The following is a 21,658-nucleotide window of genomic DNA, read 5'->3' as shown; positions in this document are numbered from 1 at the left end:
GGGTGAGCGGTGTCCTCGGTGCCGAAAACGCCGAGACATTCGGCCTGTCGATCCGGCTCCCAGATCTCGTCCACTTCCAATACCGCGATCAGCATGCCCTCATCGTCGCGCAGGGCAACCTTGCCTCCCACGCCGACGCCCTCGGCGAACTCGCGCGTCACATCGAGCGTGATGGGGATAGGCCACAACGTGCCGTCGGCCAGCCGCATCTCCTCGACGACACGCTCGTAGTCGGCACGGCCAAGGAATCCTTCCAGCGGCGAAAAGCCGCCGTTGAGCAGCAATTCGATGTCGCAGAGCTGGCGCTGCGTGAGATCCCAACTGACATACTCGACGGCCCGGCGCTGCTCCTCGGCCGCGTGCTCGGACGAAAGATACAGATTCTTTAATTGGCCCCCATGAGGCGCGATGAGGTCAGTCATTTCCTTTCCCTAATTGAGATTAAATCCACTGAAAACCGGCGCATCGTCCAGGCCAGCCGTGCGGCTGCGCGCTCGCCGTACTTCTTGCAGCTACTGATCGCATCATTCAGCTATTGAAAGGCGTAAAGGGGCGGCCGCCGAAAACAAGGCTCGTCTGGGCGACGCTCCAAGGTCGCCGGGGACTTTCATGATGCGCCTCGACGAATTGCCGCTCCCCAGTCATCAATTCGAAAACGACACCGGCATCGCGAACGAGCGGGGGACGCGAGACGGCCATCGCCCAGGCAGCGCTTTGAGTCTCTCTAAACCGGAGCGCAAACGCATGCCTGCCGTTCAGGCGCTATGATATTCCCTGTCCGGCGCCCTGTTCTGCCCAGGCGATCGTAGCCCCAATACCACCAGGAACCAAACGCCCGCAATCACGGCACAGAATTGAAACGTTCCCTCAACCCCGAAGCGCCCATATGCTGCTCCGCCCAATACACCGCCTAGAAAAGCGCCGATGAACTGACAGGTCGAAAAGACACCGAGGGCTGCGCCCTTGGCGTCCTCCGGAGCGAATCGGGACACCAACGACGGCAGGCTCGACTCCAGGATGTTGAAGGCTGTGAAATAAACCAACAATGCCATGAATACGGCCCAAGGGGCGACATGGATGGCATCCGCCAGGGCGAGCGCGCCGATGGTTAATACCGCCACCATCGCCGCGATCAGCCGATGCATCATTCCTTTGGCCTCGCCTACACTCACGGCCGGGAAGAGCAGCCCGGCTGAGATCAACATCACGGGCACATAAACTTTCCAGTGCTCGGGCTTCGGTAGATGAATGCTGTCCTGAATAACCACCGGCAGCACCACGAAACCGGCCGTGAGGATCAAATGCAAGGCGAGCACGCTAAGGTCGAGGCGGATCAGGTCCGGATGCTTCAATGCCCGCCCGAAGGAGCCGGGCCGGATGTCGCGCTCATGGGAGTGCTCATAGCGCCCGGGCACGAACAGATAGAGCAACGCCATGGCGACGAGCGCGAGCGCTGCGGTGCACCAGAATATTCCGGAGAGACCGACCTGATAAGCCACCGTGGGTGCGATGACGAGCGCCAGCATGAACGCCGCACCGATGCTGATCCCGATGAAAGCCATGATCTTGGTGCGCTGACTCTCGCGAGTGGCGTCGGCGGCCAACGCCATGATCGCCGACGCAATCGCGCCGCAACCCTGCAGCGCCCGGCCGAAGATGACGCCGTAAATACTGCTCGACAGTGCTGCCACGGCGCTGCCGAGCGCGAATATCAGCAATCCGCCGATAATGATCGGCTTGCGCCCGATGCGATCGGAGGCCATGCCCATCGGCACCTGCAGGATCGCCTGGGTCAGGCCGTAAGCGCCTAGGGCGACGCCGATCAGCATCGGCGTCGCGGAGGTGAGCTCGTCCGCGTAAAGCGTGAATACGGGCATGATGAAGAACAGCCCGAGCATACGCATACCGAAGATCGACGCGAGTCCAACCGCGGCCCGACGCTCGGTGCTCGTCATCGGATTACTTGAACGGGGATGCTTGGAACTCAAGATTGTCCCGACACTATAAGGGCTCTGAGGATGAGACAGGCGACTTTGCTGGCGTATAGTAGCAGGTTGTCCTTCGGACCCCAAGCTCAAGCCTCGTGCCGGCCTCGGTCCGGAACGAACCCCATGACACCACTGGAAAGTGTTACCAAGCCTTATCCATGGACACCATTCGAATCCAAGGCGCACGGACTCACAACCTTCGCGGCATCGATCTGGAGCTACCGCGTGACCGGCTTACGGTGATCACCGGCATCTCGGGCTCGGGGAAGTCCTCGCTCGCATTCGACACACTGTTTGCCGAAGGCCAGCGGCGCTACGTCGAATCGCTCTCGGCGTATGCCAGGCAGTTCCTGTCGCTGATGCAGAAACCGGATGTCGACCATATCGAGGGCCTCTCACCGGCCATTTCCATCGAACAGAAAGCCACGTCGCATAATCCCCGTTCCACCGTTGGCACGGTGACCGAGATCCATGACTATCTGCGCCTACTTTATGCACGCGCGGGAACACCTCGCTGTCCGGACCATGGCATCGAGCTCAATGCTCAGACGGTAAGCCAAATGGTGGACCAGATTCTGAGTCTGCCCGAGGGGAGCAAGCTCATGCTGATCGCCCCGCGCGTGGAGGGCCGCAAGGGCGAGCATCTCGCGGTTCTGGAGGAGCTGCGCAGCAGCGGATTCGTCCGCGCACGCATCGACGGCCAAGTGATGGATCTCGATGAGCTGCCGCGGCTTGACGGCAAACGCGCTCACACCATCGAGGCGGTGGTCGACCGGTTCCGGGCGCGACCCGATCAGGCCGCACGCATAGCGGATTCACTGGAAACGTGCTTGGCGCTCACAGGCGGCATCGCACGCCTGGGTTTTCTGGAGGCGAGCTCACCGCAAGATGAATTGATTTTCTCGGCCGGCTTTGCCTGTCCCGAGTGCGGTTACTCCCTAGCAGAACTGGAGCCGCGCCTGTTCTCCTTCAATAATCCGCATGGCGCCTGCGCCCTTTGCAGCGGACTAGGGCAGCAGCAATTCTTCGACCCCGAGCGGATCGTCAAACACCCCGAGCTCTCTCTGGCGGGCGGGGCGATACGGGGCTGGGACCGGCGCAATCCGTATTATAACCAACTGCTCAGAGACCTTGCCAAACATTACGGATTCGATCTGAACACGCCGTTTCAGGCGTTTTCGCAACAGCTTCGCGAGATTGTGCTCTACGGCAGCGGCACCGAATGCATCGAGTTCCACTATCGAAAGTCCTCGGCTCGCCACACAACCGACAGCCACCCGTTCGAGGGTGTGATACCAAACATGCAGCGGCGCTACCGCGAGACAGAGTCGGGTATCGTTCGCGAGGAACTGAGCCACTACCTCACCCTGCGCGTGTGCCCGGACTGCCGCGGCGCCCGCCTCAATCGGGGCGCACGACATGTTTTTATCGCCGGACAAAGCTTACCGGCCATTACCGAGCGGCCGATAGGCCGCGCCCTCGCCTTCTTCGCACAGCTTACGCTGCCGGGGAGCCAGGGGGAGATCGCCGACCCGATACGCAACGAGATTCAGAAGCGCCTTTCATTTCTTGTCGATGTCGGACTCGAATACCTCACGCTGGCGCGCAGCGCCAATACGCTATCCGCTGGCGAATCCCAGCGCATCCGTCTCGCCAGCCAGATCGGAGCCGGACTCGTCGGAGTTATGTACGTACTGGACGAGCCTTCTATCGGCCTGCATCAGCGGGATAACGAACGGCTGTTGCGGACGCTGCGGGATCTGCGGGATCTCGGGAACACGCTGATCGTCGTCGAGCATGACGAAGACGCCATTCGTAGCGCGGATCATATCGTGGACATCGGCCCGGGCGCCGGCACACACGGCGGTCGCGTTGTGGCACAAGGTCGCATCGCCGACATCGAGCGCAGCCGGGAATCGATAACCGGGGACTATCTTTCCGGGCGCCGCACAATCGCGGTGCCTACGACTCGCCAGGCCGTCGACCCAAACCGTATCGTTCGACTGCGCAATGCCTGGGGCAATAACCTGCGCGGTATCGATGTCGAGATTCCGGCTGGCATGATGATTTGCGTCACCGGCGTGTCCGGTTCCGGAAAGTCGACCCTGATCAACGACACGCTGTATCGTTATGCGGCGCGCGTGCTCAACGGCGCCAGCGAGACGCCGGCGCCGTGCGACGGTGTGGACAATCTCGGGCTATTCGACAAGGTCACCGACATCGATCAGAACCCGATCGGCCGCACCCCCCGCTCCAATCCGGCGACCTATACTGGCATATTCGCCCCCTTGCGCGAGCTCTTTGCCGGCACACCAGAGGCGCGTGCGCGCGGTTACCGACCTGGACGCTTCAGCTTCAATGTCAAAGGCGGGCGCTGCGAGGCCTGCCTGGGAGGTGGGGTGCTTCGCGTTGAGATGCACTTTCTACCCGATATCTATGTCCCCTGCGACGTCTGCCAAGGCAAACGCTACAATCGCGAGACTTTGGAGATCAGGTACAAGGGCCGCAACATCTATGAGACGCTGGAGCTCAGCGTCGCCGAAGCGCTCGAATGCTTTACGGCGGTGCCGGCCGTCAAGCGCAAGCTACAGACGCTCGTGGATGTAGGCTTGAGCTATATCAAGCTAGGACAGAGCGCTACCACACTCTCCGGCGGGGAGGCTCAGCGAGTGAAGCTGGCCCGAGAACTCTCCAAGCGCGACACGGGCAACACGCTGTATATTTTGGACGAGCCCACGACGGGCTTGCATTTTCATGACATCGATCAGCTGCTTCAAGTCCTGCACCAGCTACGTGACCGGGGCAACACGGTGATCGTCATCGAGCACAATCTTGATGTGATCAAAACAGCCGATTGGATCATCGATCTTGGGCCGGAGGGCGGCGCCGGTGGCGGGAAAATACTGGCAACCGGCACGCCCGAGGAAATAGCGGACACTGTCCAATCCCAAACCGGCCGATTTCTGAAACCCTTATTGAACCCCTATCGCGGCGCTCGCATCGCCGTCGAGTAGAGGCCCGAAGTTGCACCGTTGCCGCAGTATCAACCGATACCGGGAACCATTCTAGGGCAGCAGATGATTTATCGCGCCGCGCTCTTCCATTAACTCCTGTTCCGTAGCCACTAGGCGTTCGCGACTGAAATCATCGATTTCCAACCCGGTTACCACGTGATAATCGCCGTCGGAGCAACGGCATGGGAAGGAGAAAAAAAGGCCCTCGGCGATCCCATAACTCCCATCAGAGATCACAGCCATGCTTACCCAGTCATCCTCTGGTGTCCCAAGGGACCAACTGCGCATGTGGTCTATGATGGCGGTTGCGGCTGAAGCCGCGCTGGATTGGCCACGAGCCCTGATGATGGCCGCACCGCGCTGCTGAACGGTGGGTATGAAATCGTGAATCAGCCACTGCTTGTCGACTAAGCCGGTGGCACGCCGTCCTTTGACAGTGGCTTGGCTGATATCCGGATACTGGGTCGAGGAATGGTTTCCCCAGATAATCATCTGCCGCAGGTCACTGGCGCGAGATCCCGTCTTTTTCGCAAGTTGTGCCAGCGCTCGATTGTGATCCAAACGGGTCATCGCGGTGAAACGGCGCGGGTCGATGTTCGGCGCATTGCGTTGCACGATCAGCGCGTTGGTATTGGCAGGGTTACCGACTACTAAGACCCGGACATCACGACTGGCCACCTCATCGATCGCCTCGCCCTGCTCCGAGAAAATAACCGCGTTTGCCTCCAACAAGTCTTTGCGTTCCATCCCCGGGCCGCGCGGTTTGGCACCAATCAACAGAATGATGTCGGCATCCCGAAAGGCCTCTTTCGCTTGATCACTCGTTTCGATACCCGCAAGTAATGGAAAGGCGCAGTCTTCGAGTTCCATTACCACGCCTTCGAGCACCTCCAACGCGGGTGTGATCTCCAATAGCTGCAAGACCACCGGCTGATCCTTGCCGAGCATCTCGCCCGCAGCGATTCGAAATAGGAGACTGTAACCGATCTGACCCGCAGCACCAGTTACCGCGACGCGTACAGGTGCTTTCATGGCAGGCCTCCTAGCTGCTTTAGGATAGAAACAATTGATTCAACTGGCGCCGCCGCTCAATCGGCGCTCATGCTCTCGGCATTCTAGCAAAGCGCATGCAACGGCACCCGACCCGCTTTGCCCGAAGTGTAACGCTGCCTGATCCCGCTTCGCCCCCAGACATCGAGGCGTTGCGTTCTCATGGCACCCGCGAGCGAAATCTCTATGGCCCGGCGCAAATCGCACCCATGCGCCGGCGTTCTGCACGATTCTGGGAAACGAGAACGCGCTTATCCAACCAAAAGCAATCAGATACAGGACTCGCCACGCCTTCGTGCCTAAGACGCATCGTTTCCGCTCGCCGGCTGGAACTGCAGCGTCGCACCCATTTCCAGTTCAAAGCGCTGAGCGGCGTTTCCGCGATTGACCGCAATCTCAGCCAAACCGAGCGAGTTGCTGTACCAAAAAGCTTCCCCAGGAGCCACATCGGCAAACGTGCGCCCCCGAGTGATCCGTTCACCGCCAATCACCGGGTCAACGTTGCAGGATAGCGTCCCGGCCCGCCGTCCCGAAAGCACGTTACCATAGCCATCAATGTAGACGATCCTATCAATGTCTGCGGGCGAGCCCCGACCAACCCAATCCCGAATTTTGCGCTGATTTGTGACGTAGCCGTCCCTTGCCAGTTCGGCTGCCGCCGGTGCGAATACATCGCGACCATGAAAGCTCGCCGAAGCGTCTTTCGGCGTAGGCAGGGTGAACACCTGCCGGTTCTGCCGCTCTGCCTCTATTACGGGCGCCAACAAACCATTATCCGGCCCAACAAACCAACGCCCGCCCAATGACGCGGCAATGGCCCGGCGCTCCGTACCCACGCCCGGATCGACCACCGCCACGACAATCGCGCCGGTTGGAATCCGATACGCCATGGCTGCGAGCAAATACCCGGCCTCTACCGGCCGAAACGCCGATGCATCATGCATCAGATCAATGATGGGATAACTCGGATGGCGCCCTGACAGCACGACCTTGATTTGCCCAACGTACGGCCCTTGCCAACCAAAGTCGGTGAACAGCAGGAACATGGGCTTACTTACGTGTAACAGGGCAAACGATGGCGCTGGCCGAGCGGACTAGAGAAACGGAAGTATACCGTGGACTGCACGGCCGAAACGGGTGCCTCAGCACCCGCTCGTCAACGAGCGAGCGGGATCATTCAGCGCTCTGTGCTTGTGAGCGACCCACCAATTCGACATAGGCCATTGGTGCATTGTCTCCAGAACGGAAACCCGCCTTGAGCACTCGAAGATACCCGCCAGGTCGTTCCCGGTAGCTCGGCCCAAGCTCGTCAAAAAGCTTTTTTACTCCAGCCTTGTCACGCAGTCGGGCAAACGCCAGTCGCCGGTTGGCCACCGTGTCTTCCTTAGCTAGCGTGATGAGCGGTTCCGCCACACGTCGTAGTTCCTTGGCCTTGGGTAGCGTGGTGTGAATCGCCTCATGGCAAAAGAGTGACGCCGCCATGTTACGGAACATCGCCTGCCTATGGCTGCTGGTACGGCCAAGCTTGCGTCCGGCTTTACGATGACGCATTTTCTGAAACTCCTTTTTGACCCGAGATTACGTACTTCGAGGACGAACCACGCTGTCTTTCAGATTCGTCTCCGCAGCCGCCGCAGTCAGGACCGCATCCGTTACCCAACACTAACCAATCGCTCGGTCTTTGTCGTCGTAGCTACGGGGTGGCCAATTCTCTAGGCGCATACCGAGCGCGAGGCCGTGCTGGGCGAGCACCTCTTTGATTTCGTTAAGCGACTTCTTGCCAAGGTTCGGCGTCTTGAGCAGTTCGACTTCGGTCTTCTGTACGAGGTCCCCGACGCAGTGGATGTTTTCGGCCTTCAGGCAGTTCGCAGAGCGAACCGTAAGCTCGAGATCGTCGATTGGCCTCAGAAGCACGGGATCGACCTCCGGCGCCGCACGCACCTGATCCTCGAAGTCTTCACCACCCTCGAGATCCACGAACACGGAAAGCTGATCACGCAGTACTCCCGCTGCGAAGCGAACGACCTCTTCGGGTTCCAGCACCCCATTAGTCTCGATGTCCATGACGAGCTTGTCGAGATCGGTGCGCTGCTCCACGCGGGCGCTCTCGACGTTGTAAGCGACTCGCCGAACGGGACTGTAGCTTGCATCCACCTGCAGACGGCCGATAGGACGCTCCTCGTCACGCTCTGCTCGGCTCGTCACCGGCTCGTAGCCACAGCCGCGCGCGACATAAAGCGTCATATCAATCTGACCGGCCTTGGTGAGATTAGCGATTGCGAGTTCCGGATTCTTGATCTCGACATCGTGGTCGGCTTGAATATCCGCCGCTGTAACCAGTCCCGGACCTTGCTTCGAGAGCCGCAGTGTCGCTTTGTCTTTCGAATGAAGCCTCACCGCGAGATTTTTGAGGTTAAGAAGGATATCGACCACGTCCTCCTGAACACCTTCTACGGCGGTGTATTCATGCAACACACCTTCGATTTCCACTTCGACCACGGCGTAACCGGGCATGGACGAGAGCAGCACGCGCCTTAGCGCATTGCCAAGCGTATGACCGAACCCGCGCTCCAACGGCTCGAGCGTTATTCTGGCGCGGCGGTCGCTCACCGCTTCGACGCCGACAACTCGCGGCTTTAAGAAATCCTTGAACTGACCCTGCATTGTGGATCGACCTCTCGATTCGGCGACGCGGCGTGGATTCCTTACTTAGAGTAGAGCTCAACGATAAGATGCTCGTTGATGTCGGGCGACAAATCGCTGCGGTCAGGCATACGTTTGAAGGTCCCTTCGAACTGCTTGACATCCACTTCCACCCAGCCGGGTAACCCAATCTGCTGGGCCATCTCAAGCGCGGCCTGCACACGTAACTGCTTCTGTGCTTTCTCCTTTACGGAAACCACGTCCCCGGAATTCAGGATGCGCGAGGGTATGTTACTCACGCGACCATTGACGAGAATCGCCCGGTGACTCACAAGCTGGCGCGCCTCCGCACGCGTGGAGCCAAAGCCCATCCTGTAAACCGTATTATCGAGGCGACATTCAAGCAGTTGCAGAAGAGATTCGCCCGTGTTGCCCTTGCGGCGATCGGCCTCTTTGTAATAATTGCGAAACTGCCGCTCCAGCACACCATATGTACGGCGGACTTTCTGTTTCTCGCGCAACTGCAGCCCGTAATCAGAGATTCGGCCACGGCGTTGCCCATGTTGCCCTGGTGGTGTATCAAGCTTGCACTTGCTGTCAAGCGGCCGGACACGGCTCTTTAGAAAAAGATCCGTGCCCTCGCGCCGGGCGAGTTTACAGGTGGGACCGGTATACCGTGCCATGACTCTTGCCCCTCAGCCTTCAGACACGCCGCTTTTTCGGCGGGCGGCAGCCATTATGTGGAATGGGCGTAACGTCCGCGATATTGGTGATCCGATAGCCCGCGTTATTCAATGCGCGCACGGCGGACTCCCGCCCGGGACCCGGCCCTTTGACCCGCACCTCCAAATTCTTCAGGCCGTAGTCCTTGGCTGATTCGCCTGCTCGTTCGGAAGCCACCTGCGCCGCAAAGGGTGTGCTCTTGCGGGAGCTGCGAAATCCGCTGCCGCCGGCACTTGCCCACGCCAGCACATTGCCCTGTCTGTCGGTGAGAGTGATGACCGTATTGTTGAACGATGCGTTGATATGCGCAATGCCGTCGACGACGGTACGTCGGGCGCGCTTACGCGTTCGGCTACTCGCTTTCGCCATATCCTTTCCTTAAGTTACAGTCCACCGCTGTACGGTTGCGGGTCTTACGTTATCCATCGCGACAGGGGTGTGACTCGGCTCGCGCACGCTCAACGCAACGCACATCAAGTTACAGAGGCCGCGATTAACAGCTCATCTATAGGTACAAGCACACGTTGGCGTCATCGTTATCGCGTGACCGCCCGTCGGGGTCCTTTACGAGTTCGTGCATTGGTGCGCGTCCGTTGCCCGCGCACCGAAAGACCACGCCGGTGTCGTATCCCACGGTAGCAGCCGAGGTCCATTAGCCGCTTGATATCCATTGCGACCTGCCGGCGCAAATCACCCTCGATGACATACTTGCCGAGTTCACCACGCAGATGCTCGAGATCCGCGTCCGTCAATTCCTGGATTTTGCGCTCCGGCGAGATACCCGTTGCCTTGCAGATTGCATTAGCACGGCTTCGTCCAATTCCGTAGATCGCCGTCAACGCAACCATTGTATGCTTGTTGGCTGGAATATTAACGCCAGCAATTCGGGCCATATCCTCTTGCTCCTAATCAAGTCCGGCTGCTATCCAGCAACTCAAACGGTATGCTGCGCCTCAGCCCTGCCGCTGCTTATGGCGCGCCTCGATGCAAATAACCCGGACCGCGCCCGCACGACGGATTATCTTGCAGTTTCGGCACATTTTCTTTACCGACGCACGCACTTTCATCTTATGTACCTCCGCACCTGCCAGCGCCTGGCTACCGCGACGGGCTGCTCTAAATCAAGCAATCGAAACGATGGTCCTTGCCACGATCGCACCGACCACATATGCACGATCAGCGCAGCAGACCCCCACCCGTTCGGCCGTGGGTGTGCAACTTCGCTTTCTTCATCAGTGGTTCATACTGGTGACTCAGCAAATGCGCCTGCACCTGAGACATAAAATCCATCACCACGACGACGATGATCAGCAGCGAGGTTCCGCCGAAGTAAAACGGAACATTATAATACAAAATCAAAAATTCCGGCAACAGGCAAACCGCTATCAAATAAATTGCCCCAGCGAGGGTGAGCCGCGTCATTACCTTATCGATGTAACGCGCGGTCTGCTCTCCAGGACGAATTCCAGTTATGAACGCACCAGATTTCTTCAAATTGTCCGCTGTTTCCCGGGAATTGAACACAAGGGCCGTGTAGAAAAAACAGAAAAACGCAATAGCCCCGGCGTAGAAAGCAATATACAAAGGCTGCCCCGGGCTCAACGTCTGGCCCAACCGATTCAGCCACGTCAACCCTTCCGAAGAACCGAACCATTGCCCCAGCGTCGCCGGAAACAAAATGATGCTCGAGGCAAAAATCGGCGGGATCACTCCTGCCATATTTAGCTTTAGCGGTAGGTGGCTGCTTTGGGCCGCATACAGACGCCGACCTTGTTGGCGCCGCGCGTAGTTAACGGTGATGCGGCGCTGGCCTCTTTCTATAAATACGATCACCCAGACCACCGCGACCGCAAGGATAAGCAGAAACAGAATCGTCCCGACGCCAAGTTCGCCGGTGCGCGCCAACTCAACCGTTCCAGCCAGAGCGCTCGGCAGACCGGCAACGATACCCGAAAAGATCAGCAGCGATATGCCGTTACCAATACCGCGTTCGGTGATCTGCTCTCCCAGCCACATCAGGAACATAGTTCCCGTTACCAGAGTGACCGTCCCGATGAATATGAAGCTCGGCCCCGGATTGAGCACCACGGCTTGGTTCTGCAATGCCACCGTGATGCCTACGCCTTGAAACGTCGCCAAGAGCAACGTTCCGTATCGAGTATACTTCGTAATCTGCCGGCGCCCCTGCTCGCCCTCTTTGCGCAGCTGCTCCAGTGCCGGAACTACAGCGCTCATAAGCTGCATGATGATCGAGGCTGAAATATAGGGCATAACGCCTAGCGCGAATACGCTAAGGCGTCGCAGAGCACCACCGGAGAACATGTTGAACATGTCCAGGATAGTCCCCTGCTGGCGCTCGAACATAGCCGCAAGCGCCGCTTGATCGATCCCGGGGATGGTCAGGTGAGCCCCGAACCGATAGACAACCAACGCAATCAGCACGAAGACGAGCCGCTGGCGCACCTCGGTCAGTCGGCCGAAGCTGGCCATCGAATTTAAATTTGCTGCCGATCTAGCCAAGTTAGTCCTCGACTTTCCCGCCTGCCTTCGCGATCGCCTCGCGCGCGCCCTTCGTCACGGCGACCCCTCGCACGACGAAGGCACGTTCCACGTTCCCGGAAGCGATGATTTTCGCACGGAGCGTTTGCAACGGGACCAAATCCGCCATCTTCAATGACGCCAGATCAACCACATCCGCAGCGAGGTACTTCAACTCGGAGAGCCTGACTTCCGCACTGCGACGTCCCTTGCGCGAGCGAAAACCCACCTTGGGAACGCGCCGTTGCAACGGCATCTGACCGCCTTCGAATCCGACCTTGTGGAATCCCCCAGAGCGGGAATGCTGGCCCTTGTGTCCGCGCCCGGCTGTCTTGCCATTACCTGAGGCCGCACCGCGACCAACCCGGTACCGATCCGGCCGACTGCCTTTTGCCGGCTTGATGGTATTCAGCCACATAATCAGGTCTCCTCGACCTTGAGCATATAGGACACTTTACGGATCATGCCTCGATTCTGAGGGGTATCATTTACCATCACCGTCTGGTGAATGCGGCGCAGCCCCAAACCCGCCACACACGCCCGATGCCGGCGCAGTCGACCATTGAGGCTGCGCGTCAGGGTGACTTTGAACTGTTTAGCCTGCGCCATGTTCAACCTAAAATCTCTTCTACCTGTTTGCCGCGCTTGGCAGCGACCTGCTCCGGTGTGGCGCTGCTAGCCAACGCTTTAACCGTAGCGCGCACGACGTTAACGGGATTACGCGAGCCAATGGCCTTCGCTAGCACATCCTGTACGCCTACGACCTCAAACACCGCGCGCATGGCGCCGCCGGCGATAATTCCGGTCCCCTCCGACGCCGGCTGCATGAATACCTTGCTCGCACCGTGGTTCGCAGTCACCGGATATTGCAGGGTCGCTCCATTGAGATGGGATTTGCACATGCTCTTACGCGCCTTTTCCATCGCTTTCTGGATGGCGAGCGGGACCTCACGTGCCTTACCGTAACCGAAGCCCACTGACCCTTGCCCGTCCCCGACGACTGTCAGCGCAGTAAAACCGAATTGCCGGCCGCCTTTGACGACCTTCGCCACGCGGTTGATCGAAATCAGCTTCTCCCGCAGGCCCTCGCCACTCGCCTCGCTCGTCGCCATAGCTATCGCCTCTATCCTTCGCGAGGTTGTCTCAAACGCAACCCCTACGCTTGCCAATTCGCTCGTACCGATCCGCCATACGGCGGAGAAGCCTCTAGAATTTCAGCCCCGCTTCACGCGCCGCTTCCGCCAGTGCCTTGACGCGGCCGTGAAACTTGAACCCGGACCGATCAAATGCGACTGCATTCACACCCGCCGCCTGTGCACGCTCAGCAATCATGCGGCCTATCACCTGTGCGGCTTCGATGTTCCCCCCGTGCCGCAACCCGCCGCTGACCTCCTTCTCCAGCGTGGATGCCGCAGCTAGCGTGCGATCCGCACCAGGTGAGATGATCTGGGCATAGGTGTGCCGCGGCGTGCGGTAGACACACAGCCGATAGGATCCCAGTTCCCGAATCTTGACGCGCACCCTGCGGGCGCGTCTCTGACGTGCAACTCTCTTGTCCATGCGCGCCTCGTTACCTTACTTTTTCTTGGCTTCCTTCAGCACTACCCGTTCATCGGCGTAACGTACGCCCTTACCCTTGTAAGGCTCCAAAGGACGCAGACTGCGGATATTCGCAGCGACTTGACCTACCCGTTGCTTGTCCGCCCCTTTGATTTGGATCTCGGTCTGCGTAGGTGTCTCAACCGTCACGTCATTAGGCACCGGGTAATCAACTGGAAACGAAAAGCCAAGCATTAGGTTGAGATTATTGCCTTGCGCCTGTGCTCGATACCCCACGCCGACGAGCTGAAGCTTCCGCTCGAAACCGTGACTGACGCCAATGACCATGTTATTGAGCAGTGCACGGGTGGTGCCCGCTAAAGCCCAGGCGTCTTTCCGCTGCTTATTTGGGGTCAAACAAAGCTGACCGTTTTCCTGCGTGGCACTAACCCAACGATGAACCTCGTGCTGTAACTGACCCTTCGGCCCTTTGACCGTGAGCAGACGCTCCTCCACCGTTACATTGACGTTGGTGGGGATCGTTATCGGATTTTTAGCGACTCGGGACATGGCTATTGCATCTCGTGAGTTAGAACACTACGCATAGTACTTCACCACCCTGACCGGCAGCACGGGCGGCGCGGTCCGTCATGACACCCTGCGAGGTGGAGATGATAGCCGTCCCAAGCCCGCCCCGAACCGTCGGCAACGTCCGCTTGCCCTCAAAGCGCCGTAACCCCGGACGGCTGACTCTTTGCAACTCTTCTATTACCGGTTGCCCTTGGTAGTAACGCAGGCGGATGACCAACGTCGGTCTCTTTCCATCGCCTTCGACCCGGAAATCCTCAATGTAGCCCTCCTCCTTTAGCACATGGCAAATGGATGCCTTAAGTTTGGAGGCGGGCATGTTGACCTCAGCTTTTTCAGCCGTTTGGCCATTCCGAATCCGTGTCAACATATCCGCGATCGGGTCGGTCATGCTCATGCTGTCGTCACCTGACTCCCAACACCATCGTTCATAGCGAGGACCTACCAACTAGCCTTGACCAAACCCGGTATTTCACCGGACATGGCTGCTTCACGTAGTTTATTCCGTGCCAACCCGAACTTGCGGTAGTAGCCCCGGGGTCGTCCTGTAATATTGCAGCGGTTACGCAGCCGTACAGGGCTCGAGTTCCGCGGCAGCGCTTGCAGCTTGAATTGCGCCGCCTCCCTCTCTTCGGGCGTGCTCTCGGGATTTTTTATGATCGCCTTCAGTGCTAGGCGCCTTTTCGCAAACTGGCGATGAAGCCGTTCGCGCTTTCGCTCTCGCTCTATCAAAGAAACCTTCGCCATTGTCGAGCCTCGCTAGCGGCGGAATGGAAAATTGAAGCCCTCCAGCAAACCTTGGGCTTCTTCATCGGTCTTCGCCGTGGTTGTGATTGCGATGTCCATACCGCGCGTGGCATCTACCCGATCGTATTCAATCTCGGGGAAAATCATTTGCTCGCGCACTCCGAGACTGTAATTCCCCCGGCCATCGAATGCGCGCGGAGAAAAACCCCGAAAATCGCGAATGCGCGGGGCCGCAACACTGATGAAACGATCGAGAAATTCGTACATCCGCTCGCGGCGCAAGGTGACCTTCAAGCCAATCGGCCATCCCTCACGGATTTTGAAGCCCGCAACCGACTTGCGCGCATGAGTAATTACCGGCTTTTGCCCCGAGATCAGGGCAAGTTCCTTCTCCGCGAACTCAAGCACCTTCTTATCGCGAACCGCCTCGCCAAGCCCCATATTGATGGTAATCTTAACCAAACGCGGCACCGCCATAATGTTGTCATAGCCAAACCGATCCATGAGGGTCGGCATAATCTCGTTCTGGTAATGCGCTCGCAGCCTCGCCATCAGGGCACCTTAAAGTTCCACGATTTCGTTGGTCGACTTGAAGTAACGAACTTTACGCCCGTCCTCCAGGGTGCGAATCCCGACGCGGTCAGCCTTACCGGTGCCAGGGTTATAAAGCGCAACGTTGGACAAATCCAGCGGCTTTTCCTGCTCAAGAATACCGCCCGCGGTCCCCGTCCGGGGATTGCCTTTTTGGTGCTTCTTCACCTTGTTGATATTGGCGACCACAACCTTGTTCACCTTCGGCATTACCCGAATAACGGCTCCCCGCCGGCCTTTATCCTTTCCGGCGATCACGATCACTTCATCATTTCGCCTGATGTGTCTCATCACCTTGACCTATCTTTCAGCGAACGCAATTCACCGAATTCCTTAGCCTAAACACAACGTGCCATCCCTTCGGGCGTCGCAGACCATGCGCCTGTCGATCGCCTATCGAACCATCAGTGCCGATGCCAAAACCCACGTGCTTTATGCACTGTTCTCGTCTATGTCAAAGTACCTCTGGAGCCAGCGAGATAATACGCATGAATCGCTCGCTGCGCAGCTCGCGCGTCACGGGCCCAAAGACACGGGTTGCGATTGGCTGCAACTGGTTATTCAACAGCACGGCGGCATTGCTATCGAACCGGACAACCGAGCCATCCGGACGGCGCACACCATGCCGCGTGCGCACAACCACGGCGTTGTAGACCTCGCCCTTTTTAACCCGCCCCCGCGGTATGGCGTCCTTGACGCTGACCTTAATGATGTCACCGATTTGAGCATATCGGCGGCGGGAGCCGCCCAACACCTTTATACACTGAAGCCGCCGCGCTCCGCTGTTGTCAGCCGCATTCAGTGTTGTCTGCATTTGAATCATCGTGACCTACTCGCTTCCAGGCTCGATCGTTCGACCAGCGGCTACTTGAGCAGGTTCACTCGGCCGCCCGCTCGATAATTTTGACCAATCTCCAGGACTTGATTTTCGACAGCGGACGGCACTCCTCCACAGCTATCCAGTCACCGAGCTGGCAGCTATTGTCTTCGTCATGAGCATGCAGCTTGGTGGTGCGTCGGATGTACTTCCCATACAACGGATGGCGAACGAGGCGCTCCACCGCAATTGTGACTGTCTTGTCCATGCGGTTACTAACCACGCGACCATTGACCGTCCGCTTGGCCGTGTTCTGTTCAGTCATGGGGTCTCACTGATCCTCGCCTTTTCATTCTGCACGGTCTTGATTCGCGCAATCTCGCGACGAACCTTCCTTAGCTGATCGGGTCGGGTAAGCTGCCCAGTGGCCCGCTGCATCCGCAAATTGAACTGCTCTTTGCGACGTTCGAAAAGCTCTTTTTGCAAATCCGCCAACGATTTCTCACGCAGTTCCGCTACCTTCATCCCAGCACCGTTCGATGGACAAACGCCGTCTGCACCGGTAATTTCGCCGCCGCCCGGCGAAACGCCTCACGTGCAACTTCTTCGCTGACACCCTCTATCTCGTAGAGCACGCGCCCGGGTTGAATAGGGCAAGCCCAGTGGTCGACATTTCCTTTGCCCTTCCCCTGCCGCACTTCAAGCGGCTTGGAGGTAATGGGCTTATCCGGAAATATTCGAATCCAAATTTTGCCACCACGCTTGACATGGCGATTGATCGCCCGACGCGCCGCCTCAATTTGACGCGCGGTGATCGGCCCGCGACTGACCGCTTTGAGGCCATACTCGCCAAAGGCCACTGCCGCACCTCGTGTCGCCATCCCTTTGTTACGGCCTTTCTGCTGCTTGCGAAATTTGGTTCGCTTGGGCTGTAACATATTTCTGCCTCAAATTTTCAGCGAGCTGCCGCTTTACGCACGGACCCAGGCACGCTATCCGCATCTAGGATTTCGCCTTTGAAAATCCAAACTTTCACGCCAATCACGCCGTATGTCGTTTTCGCGTGGGCAAGCCCGTAATCAATATCCGCACGCAGCGTATGCAAGGGAACCCGGCCTTCTCGATACCATTCCGTCCGCGCGATCTCTGCACCGTTGAGCCGCCCGGATACCTGGATCCTGATCCCTTGCCCGCCCAATCGCATTGCGTTCCCCACGGCCCGTTTCATAGCACGGCGGAACATGATACGCCGTTCGAGTTGCTGTGCGACGTTCTCGGCCACAAGCTGAGCATCCAGCTCGGGTTTGCGGATTTCCTCGATATTGACGTGCACGGGTATACCCATCATCCGTGCCAACTGCAAGCGCAGCGCCTCGATATCCGCCCCTTTCTTCCCGATAACGATCCCCGGCCTGGCCGTGTAAATTGTAATCAAGGCGTTTTTGGCAGGACGTTCGATCTTGACCTTACTAATCGATGCGTGTGCCAGCTTATTCTTTATGTAGTTACGCACCTTCAAATCCGTATTCAGATAATCACCAAAATTGGCGCTATCCGCATACCACATGGAACGCCATTCCTCGGTGATACCGAGCCGCAAGCCCGTCGGATGTACCTTATGACCCATAGGGGTTTCCTCGATTCATTGCTCCGCCACGGCCACCGTAATATGGCTGGTTCGTTTATGAATACGATTCGCCCGCCCCTTGGCCCGCGGCCGTATTCGCTTATACATTGGGCCCTCATCAACGTAAACCCGAGCGATAGTCAGCTCGTCTATATCCGCACCATCGTTATGCTCTGCGTTCGCGATTGCCGACTCCAGCACCTTTCTGATGATGCGCGCGGCCTTCTTCGAACTGAATTCCAGCACCTGGAGCGCTTGCGCCACCGGCAGCCCCCTTATTTGATCCGCCACCAACCGAGCCTTTTGCGGCGAGACTAGGGAGTACCGCAACTTTGCCGCCGTTGCCATGGATTACCTCTTGGCTTTTCTATCCGCCGCATGGCCTCGAAAGGTACGGGTCGAGGCGAATTCACCGAGCTTATGCCCCACCATATTCTCGTTGATCAATACCGGCACGTGCTGACGCCCGTTGTGGACTGCGATCGTCAGACCGACCATATCCGGCACGACCATCGACCGGCGCGACCATGTCTTGATTGGTCGCTTGCTCCGGCTCGCGCTGGCTGCCTCTACCTTCCTCAGAAGGTGCCCATCAATGAACGGCCCCTTCTTAATTGATCGTGGCATTTCTCATCCACCTTGTTCTACACGACATCCCGAAAAGCTCGCTCTATAGCGTGATGGAGGCCGCTGCTCGCATTGCGCGGCTTCGGTTATCTTAGAGATTCCTGGTCAACTCCCTCAACGGCCCGCCCGGAATGCACTCCCGGAACCCGGACTCGCAGGCCGGCGTCATGACTTGCGCCGCCTCACCACGAAGCGATCGGTTCGCTTATTACTACGCGTTTTATGACCCTTGGTCGGAACACCCCATGGCGTCACCGGATGGCGCCCTCCTGAGGTACGCCCCTCTCCACCACCATGCGGATGATCCACCGGATTCATCGCCACACCGCGGACTCGCGGCCGTCGCCCGCGCCACCGCTGCGCGCCGGCTTTGCCCAGAGAGCGCAGAGAATGCTCAGCATTGCCGACCTCGCCAACGGTTGCCTTACACTCCGCCAGCACCCTGCGCACTTCACCCGAACGAAGCCGGAGGGTCGCATAGGCCCCTGTGCGGGCAACAAGCTGTACCGAGGAGCCCGCCGCCCGCGCCAATTGTGCTCCTTTTCCGGGGCGCATTTCTACGCAGTGGACCTGCGTGCCTACCGGAATGTTTCGTAACGGCAGCGCGTTACCATGCTTAATGGGCGCAGCCGTACCAGAGACGATTTCCGTCCCCACAACAAGTCGTCGGGGCGCGAGAATATAGCGGCGTTCTCCATCCCGATAAAGAATTAAAGCGATATTCGCGCTGCGATTCGGATCGTATTCCAAGCGTTCAACCTGGCCGATGACACCATCCTTGTCGCGTCGAAAATCGATCACGCGGTAACGCCGTTTATGCCCCCCGCCGCGATGCCGGCTCGTAATACGTCCCGCACTGTTCCGACCGCCTGTCTTGGACAGCTTGCGCACGAGGGGGGCGTGAGGCTCACCCTGGTGCAGCAGTTTGTCCTTTACCTGTACCGCAAATCGCCGGCCTGGCGATGTCGGTTTAGCCTTAACCAGAGCCATGATCGAGTGTCCTATGCTTCAGGGGCCACTATTCGGCGCCACCAAATACATCGATGTCCTGACCCTCCGCGAGCGCCACATATGCCTTCTTCCAGTCATTGCGCCGACCACGAAGGCGCCCGACACCTTTCCGCTTACCCTTGAGCCGCACCACGCGTACGCGCTTGACCTCGACTTCAAATAGCTGCTCGACAGCTTTTTTTATCTCCGGCTTACCTGCGTCACGGGCGACTTTGAATACGATCTGTCCTGCCGACTCACCAAGCGTTGTACTCTTTTCCGACACGTGAGGTCCGAGCAGAATCTGATAGACGCGTTCCGGGTTCATCCAAGCCACTCCTCAACGCGATGCACCGCGTCCGCCGTGAACAGCACTTTCTTGTGCCGCAACAGCGCAACCGGGTTCAGACCCCTCGTCTCCAGAACCTCAACCGCCGACAGATTCCGTGCCGCCAATCGTAGACCGTCGCTTACCTCGTTGCTCACGATAAGCACATCCGAGAGCCCGAGGCTCTCGAGCTTGCACGTCAGAAGCTTCGTCTTTGGCTCGGCGATGTCCAAGCGCTCTATGACGGCCAAGCGTTGCTGCCGGATTAATTCCGACAAGAGGGCTCGCAATGCCCCCCGATACATCTTGCGATTGACCTTCTGCCCGTGGTTGCGCGGAACCGCTGCGAAGGTTCGCCCACCGCCCCGCCATAGCGGGCTTCGGATCGATCCGGCGCGGGCACGTCCCGTCCCTTTCTGCCGCCAGGGCTTCGCACCGCCGCCCCTTACCGTTGCGCGATTCTTTTGGGCCTTAGTACCGGCACGCCCGCCGGCAAGATAGGCGATTACAACCTGGTGGACCAGCGGCTCCTTAAACTCGGCTCCGAACGTCCGCTCTGATAGTTGGACGGCGCCTGCGCCGTCGCCCAGCGGCAGCTCCATTAGGTCACCTCCTTACCGTGCTGAGTCTTGACGGCTGGACGAACAATAACATCAGAACCTTGGCAACCCGGTACTGCCCCTTTGATGAGGAGGAGGTTGCGCTCGATGTCCACCCTGACGACCTCGAGGTTTTGCACCGTGCGCTTGACCGCACCTAAGTGCCCGGCCATCGCTTTACCCTTGAATACCCGCCCAGGGTCCTGATTCTGTCCGATTGACCCTGGTGCGCGGTGTGAGAGCGAATTGCCATGCGTGGCATCCTGCGTGCGGAAATGGTGCCGCTTCACCGTGCCCGCGAACCCCTTGCCTTTAGTTTTGCCTGTGATATCGACACGCTGGCCGACGCTGAACTGATCGACGCGAATCTGACTGCTCGGCTCTTGCTCCGTCTCAGCCCCTTCGGGAAGGCGAAACTCCCACAGTCCGCGACCCATCTCTACACCGGCTTTCGCCACGTGGCCAGCTTGCGGTTTAGTTACGCGTGAGGGCCGCCGCACGCCAGCGGTCACTTGAATCGCCGAATAGCCATCCTTCGCTGTGTCCTTACGCTGCGTGACCCGGTTCGGCGTCGCTTCGATCACCGTTACCGGCACAGAGGATCCATCCTCTGCAAAGACCCGCGTCATACCGCATTTTCGACCGACGATCCCGATCGCCATTCTCCTTAACCCCTCTTGCCGGCAAAGAAATACCGTTACCTTGCGAAAGGCCGCAGGCTCGGTCGCATTGTCAATGGATGTCAGCCGTTGCCGGAGGTTCCCGGTACATTTCAGGGCCCGCCCCAGCTGCCTCGATGCCGGGGTAGTTCCCAAGCTAGCCTAATACAGCCTGATCTGAACCTCTACGCCTGCCGCCAGATCAAGCTTCATCAGAGCGTCGACCGTCTTTTCCGTCGGGTCCACAATATCCATGAGACGCTTATGAGTGCGCATTTCGTATTGATCCCGCGCGTCCTTGTTGACATGAGGCGAGATCAAGACCGTAAACCGTTCTTTTTTCGTCGGCAAGGGTATCGGCCCCTTCACCTGAGCCCCTGTTCGTTTCGCCGTCTCAACGATTTCGCTAGCCGACCGGTCGATCAGCCGATGGTCGAAAGCCTTGAGTCGAATGCGTATCCGCTGGCTTGTCGCCATGGCTTTTACTCCAGGATTTTAGAGACGACGCCGGCGCCGACGGTACGACCGCCTTCGCGGATGGCAAAGCGCACACCCTCCTCCATCGCGATCGGGGCAATCAATGTCACCGA

33 protein-coding genes and 1 pseudogene are annotated in these 21,658 nt (G+C 58.5%); 1 reads left to right on the top strand and 33 read right to left on the bottom strand.

The window, feature by feature from the left end; translation table 11 throughout:
• Together AC52Q4_RS11215 and AC52Q4_RS11210 are read right to left on the bottom strand one after the other, a co-directional pair.
• Positions 1-422: pseudogene (locus AC52Q4_RS11215) on the bottom strand (adenylyltransferase); the annotation flags it as partial.
• 333 nt (positions 423-755) lie between these two features.
• A complete protein-coding gene (locus AC52Q4_RS11210) occupies positions 756-1,955 on the bottom strand; it encodes an MFS transporter (RefSeq protein ID WP_495536880.1) in 1,200 nt (399 codons plus the stop codon).
• Between the two features lie 191 nt (positions 1,956-2,146).
• Here AC52Q4_RS11210 and uvrA point away from each other — a divergent pair, with 191 nt between their 5' ends.
• A complete protein-coding gene (gene uvrA / locus AC52Q4_RS11205; protein WP_495536879.1) occupies positions 2,147-5,002 on the top strand; it encodes an excinuclease ABC subunit UvrA in 2,856 nt (951 codons plus the stop codon).
• 51 nt (positions 5,003-5,053) lie between these two features.
• On the opposite strand, the gene AC52Q4_RS11200 is transcribed toward uvrA, so the two are convergent.
• The 31 genes from AC52Q4_RS11200 to AC52Q4_RS11050 form a co-directional block, all read right to left on the bottom strand.
• The gene (locus AC52Q4_RS11200; RefSeq protein ID WP_495536878.1) at positions 5,054-6,034 is read right to left on the bottom strand and encodes a malate dehydrogenase; all 981 of its coding nucleotides are present in this window, start codon (positions 6,032-6,034) and stop codon (positions 5,054-5,056) included.
• Between the two features lie 317 nt (positions 6,035-6,351).
• Positions 6,352-7,098: an SAM hydrolase/SAM-dependent halogenase family protein gene (locus AC52Q4_RS11195; protein WP_495536877.1), complete on the bottom strand. Its 747-nt coding sequence runs from the start codon at positions 7,096-7,098 to the stop codon at positions 6,352-6,354.
• Between the two features lie 127 nt (positions 7,099-7,225).
• Complete coding sequence (gene rplQ, locus AC52Q4_RS11190; protein WP_495536876.1) at positions 7,226-7,603, bottom strand: 50S ribosomal protein L17; 378 nt, start codon at positions 7,601-7,603, stop codon at positions 7,226-7,228.
• A 111-nt stretch (positions 7,604-7,714) separates the two neighbouring features.
• Positions 7,715-8,716 (bottom strand): DNA-directed RNA polymerase subunit alpha, encoded by a 1,002-nt coding sequence (locus AC52Q4_RS11185; RefSeq protein ID WP_495536875.1) that lies wholly within the window; start codon positions 8,714-8,716, stop codon positions 7,715-7,717.
• A gap of 41 nt (positions 8,717-8,757) precedes the next feature.
• A complete protein-coding gene (gene rpsD, locus AC52Q4_RS11180) occupies positions 8,758-9,378 on the bottom strand; it encodes a 30S ribosomal protein S4 (RefSeq protein ID WP_495536874.1) in 621 nt (206 codons plus the stop codon).
• 19 nt (positions 9,379-9,397) lie between these two features.
• Positions 9,398-9,787 carry a 30S ribosomal protein S11 gene (rpsK, locus tag AC52Q4_RS11175; protein ID WP_495536873.1) on the bottom strand — a complete coding sequence of 130 codons (390 nt, stop codon included), beginning with the start codon at positions 9,785-9,787 and terminating at the stop codon, positions 9,398-9,400.
• A 167-nt stretch (positions 9,788-9,954) separates the two neighbouring features.
• Entirely contained in the window at positions 9,955-10,311 is a 357-nt protein-coding gene (gene rpsM / locus AC52Q4_RS11170) for a 30S ribosomal protein S13 (protein WP_495536872.1), read from the bottom strand.
• A gap of 60 nt (positions 10,312-10,371) precedes the next feature.
• Positions 10,372-10,485 (bottom strand): 50S ribosomal protein L36, encoded by a 114-nt coding sequence (gene rpmJ, locus AC52Q4_RS11165; RefSeq protein ID WP_495536871.1) that lies wholly within the window; start codon positions 10,483-10,485, stop codon positions 10,372-10,374.
• Between the two features lie 109 nt (positions 10,486-10,594).
• Positions 10,595-11,938, bottom strand: a complete 1,344-nt coding sequence (gene secY / locus AC52Q4_RS11160) for a preprotein translocase subunit SecY (RefSeq protein WP_495536870.1) — start codon at positions 11,936-11,938, stop codon at positions 10,595-10,597.
• A 1-nt stretch (position 11,939) separates the two neighbouring features.
• The gene (rplO, locus tag AC52Q4_RS11155; RefSeq protein WP_495536869.1) at positions 11,940-12,374 is read right to left on the bottom strand and encodes a 50S ribosomal protein L15; all 435 of its coding nucleotides are present in this window, start codon (positions 12,372-12,374) and stop codon (positions 11,940-11,942) included.
• Between the two features lie 2 nt (positions 12,375-12,376).
• A complete protein-coding gene (gene rpmD / locus AC52Q4_RS11150; protein WP_495536868.1) occupies positions 12,377-12,565 on the bottom strand; it encodes a 50S ribosomal protein L30 in 189 nt (62 codons plus the stop codon).
• A 2-nt stretch (positions 12,566-12,567) separates the two neighbouring features.
• Positions 12,568-13,068, bottom strand: a complete 501-nt coding sequence (gene rpsE, locus AC52Q4_RS11145) for a 30S ribosomal protein S5 (protein ID WP_495536867.1) — start codon at positions 13,066-13,068, stop codon at positions 12,568-12,570.
• A gap of 94 nt (positions 13,069-13,162) precedes the next feature.
• Positions 13,163-13,516: a 50S ribosomal protein L18 gene (rplR, locus tag AC52Q4_RS11140; protein ID WP_495536866.1), complete on the bottom strand. Its 354-nt coding sequence runs from the start codon at positions 13,514-13,516 to the stop codon at positions 13,163-13,165.
• Positions 13,517-13,531: 15 nt separating this feature from the next.
• Positions 13,532-14,065 carry a 50S ribosomal protein L6 gene (rplF, locus tag AC52Q4_RS11135; protein WP_495536865.1) on the bottom strand — a complete coding sequence of 178 codons (534 nt, stop codon included), beginning with the start codon at positions 14,063-14,065 and terminating at the stop codon, positions 13,532-13,534.
• Between the two features lie 19 nt (positions 14,066-14,084).
• Positions 14,085-14,480 (bottom strand): 30S ribosomal protein S8, encoded by a 396-nt coding sequence (rpsH, locus tag AC52Q4_RS11130; protein ID WP_495536864.1) that lies wholly within the window; start codon positions 14,478-14,480, stop codon positions 14,085-14,087.
• Positions 14,481-14,524: 44 nt separating this feature from the next.
• Positions 14,525-14,830: a 30S ribosomal protein S14 gene (gene rpsN / locus AC52Q4_RS11125; RefSeq protein WP_495536863.1), complete on the bottom strand. Its 306-nt coding sequence runs from the start codon at positions 14,828-14,830 to the stop codon at positions 14,525-14,527.
• 12 nt (positions 14,831-14,842) lie between these two features.
• On the bottom strand, positions 14,843-15,382 hold the full coding sequence (gene rplE / locus AC52Q4_RS11120) for a 50S ribosomal protein L5 (protein WP_495536862.1): 540 nt from the start codon (positions 15,380-15,382) through the stop codon (positions 14,843-14,845).
• A gap of 9 nt (positions 15,383-15,391) precedes the next feature.
• A complete protein-coding gene (gene rplX / locus AC52Q4_RS11115) occupies positions 15,392-15,712 on the bottom strand; it encodes a 50S ribosomal protein L24 (RefSeq protein ID WP_495536881.1) in 321 nt (106 codons plus the stop codon).
• A 163-nt stretch (positions 15,713-15,875) separates the two neighbouring features.
• Entirely contained in the window at positions 15,876-16,244 is a 369-nt protein-coding gene (rplN, locus tag AC52Q4_RS11110; RefSeq protein WP_495536861.1) for a 50S ribosomal protein L14, read from the bottom strand.
• Positions 16,245-16,299: 55 nt separating this feature from the next.
• Positions 16,300-16,563 carry a 30S ribosomal protein S17 gene (gene rpsQ / locus AC52Q4_RS11105; RefSeq protein ID WP_495536860.1) on the bottom strand — a complete coding sequence of 88 codons (264 nt, stop codon included), beginning with the start codon at positions 16,561-16,563 and terminating at the stop codon, positions 16,300-16,302.
• Entirely contained in the window at positions 16,560-16,763 is a 204-nt protein-coding gene (rpmC, locus tag AC52Q4_RS11100) for a 50S ribosomal protein L29 (RefSeq protein ID WP_495536859.1), read from the bottom strand. Before rpmC ends, rpsQ begins: the two co-directional genes overlap by 4 nt.
• The gene (gene rplP, locus AC52Q4_RS11095; RefSeq protein ID WP_495536858.1) at positions 16,760-17,176 is read right to left on the bottom strand and encodes a 50S ribosomal protein L16; all 417 of its coding nucleotides are present in this window, start codon (positions 17,174-17,176) and stop codon (positions 16,760-16,762) included. The genes rpmC and rplP overlap by 4 nt, the downstream gene beginning before the upstream one ends.
• A 17-nt stretch (positions 17,177-17,193) precedes the next feature.
• Positions 17,194-17,865: a 30S ribosomal protein S3 gene (gene rpsC / locus AC52Q4_RS11090; RefSeq protein ID WP_495536857.1), complete on the bottom strand. Its 672-nt coding sequence runs from the start codon at positions 17,863-17,865 to the stop codon at positions 17,194-17,196.
• Between the two features lie 15 nt (positions 17,866-17,880).
• Positions 17,881-18,213 (bottom strand): 50S ribosomal protein L22, encoded by a 333-nt coding sequence (rplV, locus tag AC52Q4_RS11085; protein ID WP_495536856.1) that lies wholly within the window; start codon positions 18,211-18,213, stop codon positions 17,881-17,883.
• 3 nt (positions 18,214-18,216) lie between these two features.
• Positions 18,217-18,492: a 30S ribosomal protein S19 gene (gene rpsS, locus AC52Q4_RS11080; RefSeq protein WP_495536855.1), complete on the bottom strand. Its 276-nt coding sequence runs from the start codon at positions 18,490-18,492 to the stop codon at positions 18,217-18,219.
• Positions 18,493-18,657: 165 nt separating this feature from the next.
• A complete protein-coding gene (gene rplB / locus AC52Q4_RS11075; protein ID WP_495536854.1) occupies positions 18,658-19,482 on the bottom strand; it encodes a 50S ribosomal protein L2 in 825 nt (274 codons plus the stop codon).
• A 28-nt stretch (positions 19,483-19,510) separates the two neighbouring features.
• Complete coding sequence (gene rplW, locus AC52Q4_RS11070; RefSeq protein ID WP_495536853.1) at positions 19,511-19,810, bottom strand: 50S ribosomal protein L23; 300 nt, start codon at positions 19,808-19,810, stop codon at positions 19,511-19,513.
• The gene (gene rplD / locus AC52Q4_RS11065; protein ID WP_495536852.1) at positions 19,807-20,412 is read right to left on the bottom strand and encodes a 50S ribosomal protein L4; all 606 of its coding nucleotides are present in this window, start codon (positions 20,410-20,412) and stop codon (positions 19,807-19,809) included. Before rplD ends, rplW begins: the two co-directional genes overlap by 4 nt.
• The gene (gene rplC / locus AC52Q4_RS11060) at positions 20,412-21,071 is read right to left on the bottom strand and encodes a 50S ribosomal protein L3 (RefSeq protein ID WP_495536851.1); all 660 of its coding nucleotides are present in this window, start codon (positions 21,069-21,071) and stop codon (positions 20,412-20,414) included. Before rplC ends, rplD begins: the two co-directional genes overlap by 1 nt.
• 159 nt (positions 21,072-21,230) lie before the next feature.
• Positions 21,231-21,545 (bottom strand): 30S ribosomal protein S10, encoded by a 315-nt coding sequence (gene rpsJ, locus AC52Q4_RS11055; RefSeq protein ID WP_495536850.1) that lies wholly within the window; start codon positions 21,543-21,545, stop codon positions 21,231-21,233.
• 5 nt (positions 21,546-21,550) lie between these two features.
• Positions 21,551-21,658 (bottom strand): EF-Tu C-terminal domain-related protein (locus tag AC52Q4_RS11050; protein WP_495536190.1); only part of this gene is annotated, 108 nt, incomplete at its 5' end.

This window comes from Nitrococcus sp., from assembly GCF_059432795.1.
The sequence above is the reverse complement of the archived record's forward strand: the minus strand, read 5'-3'. Positions and strand labels throughout refer to the sequence as shown.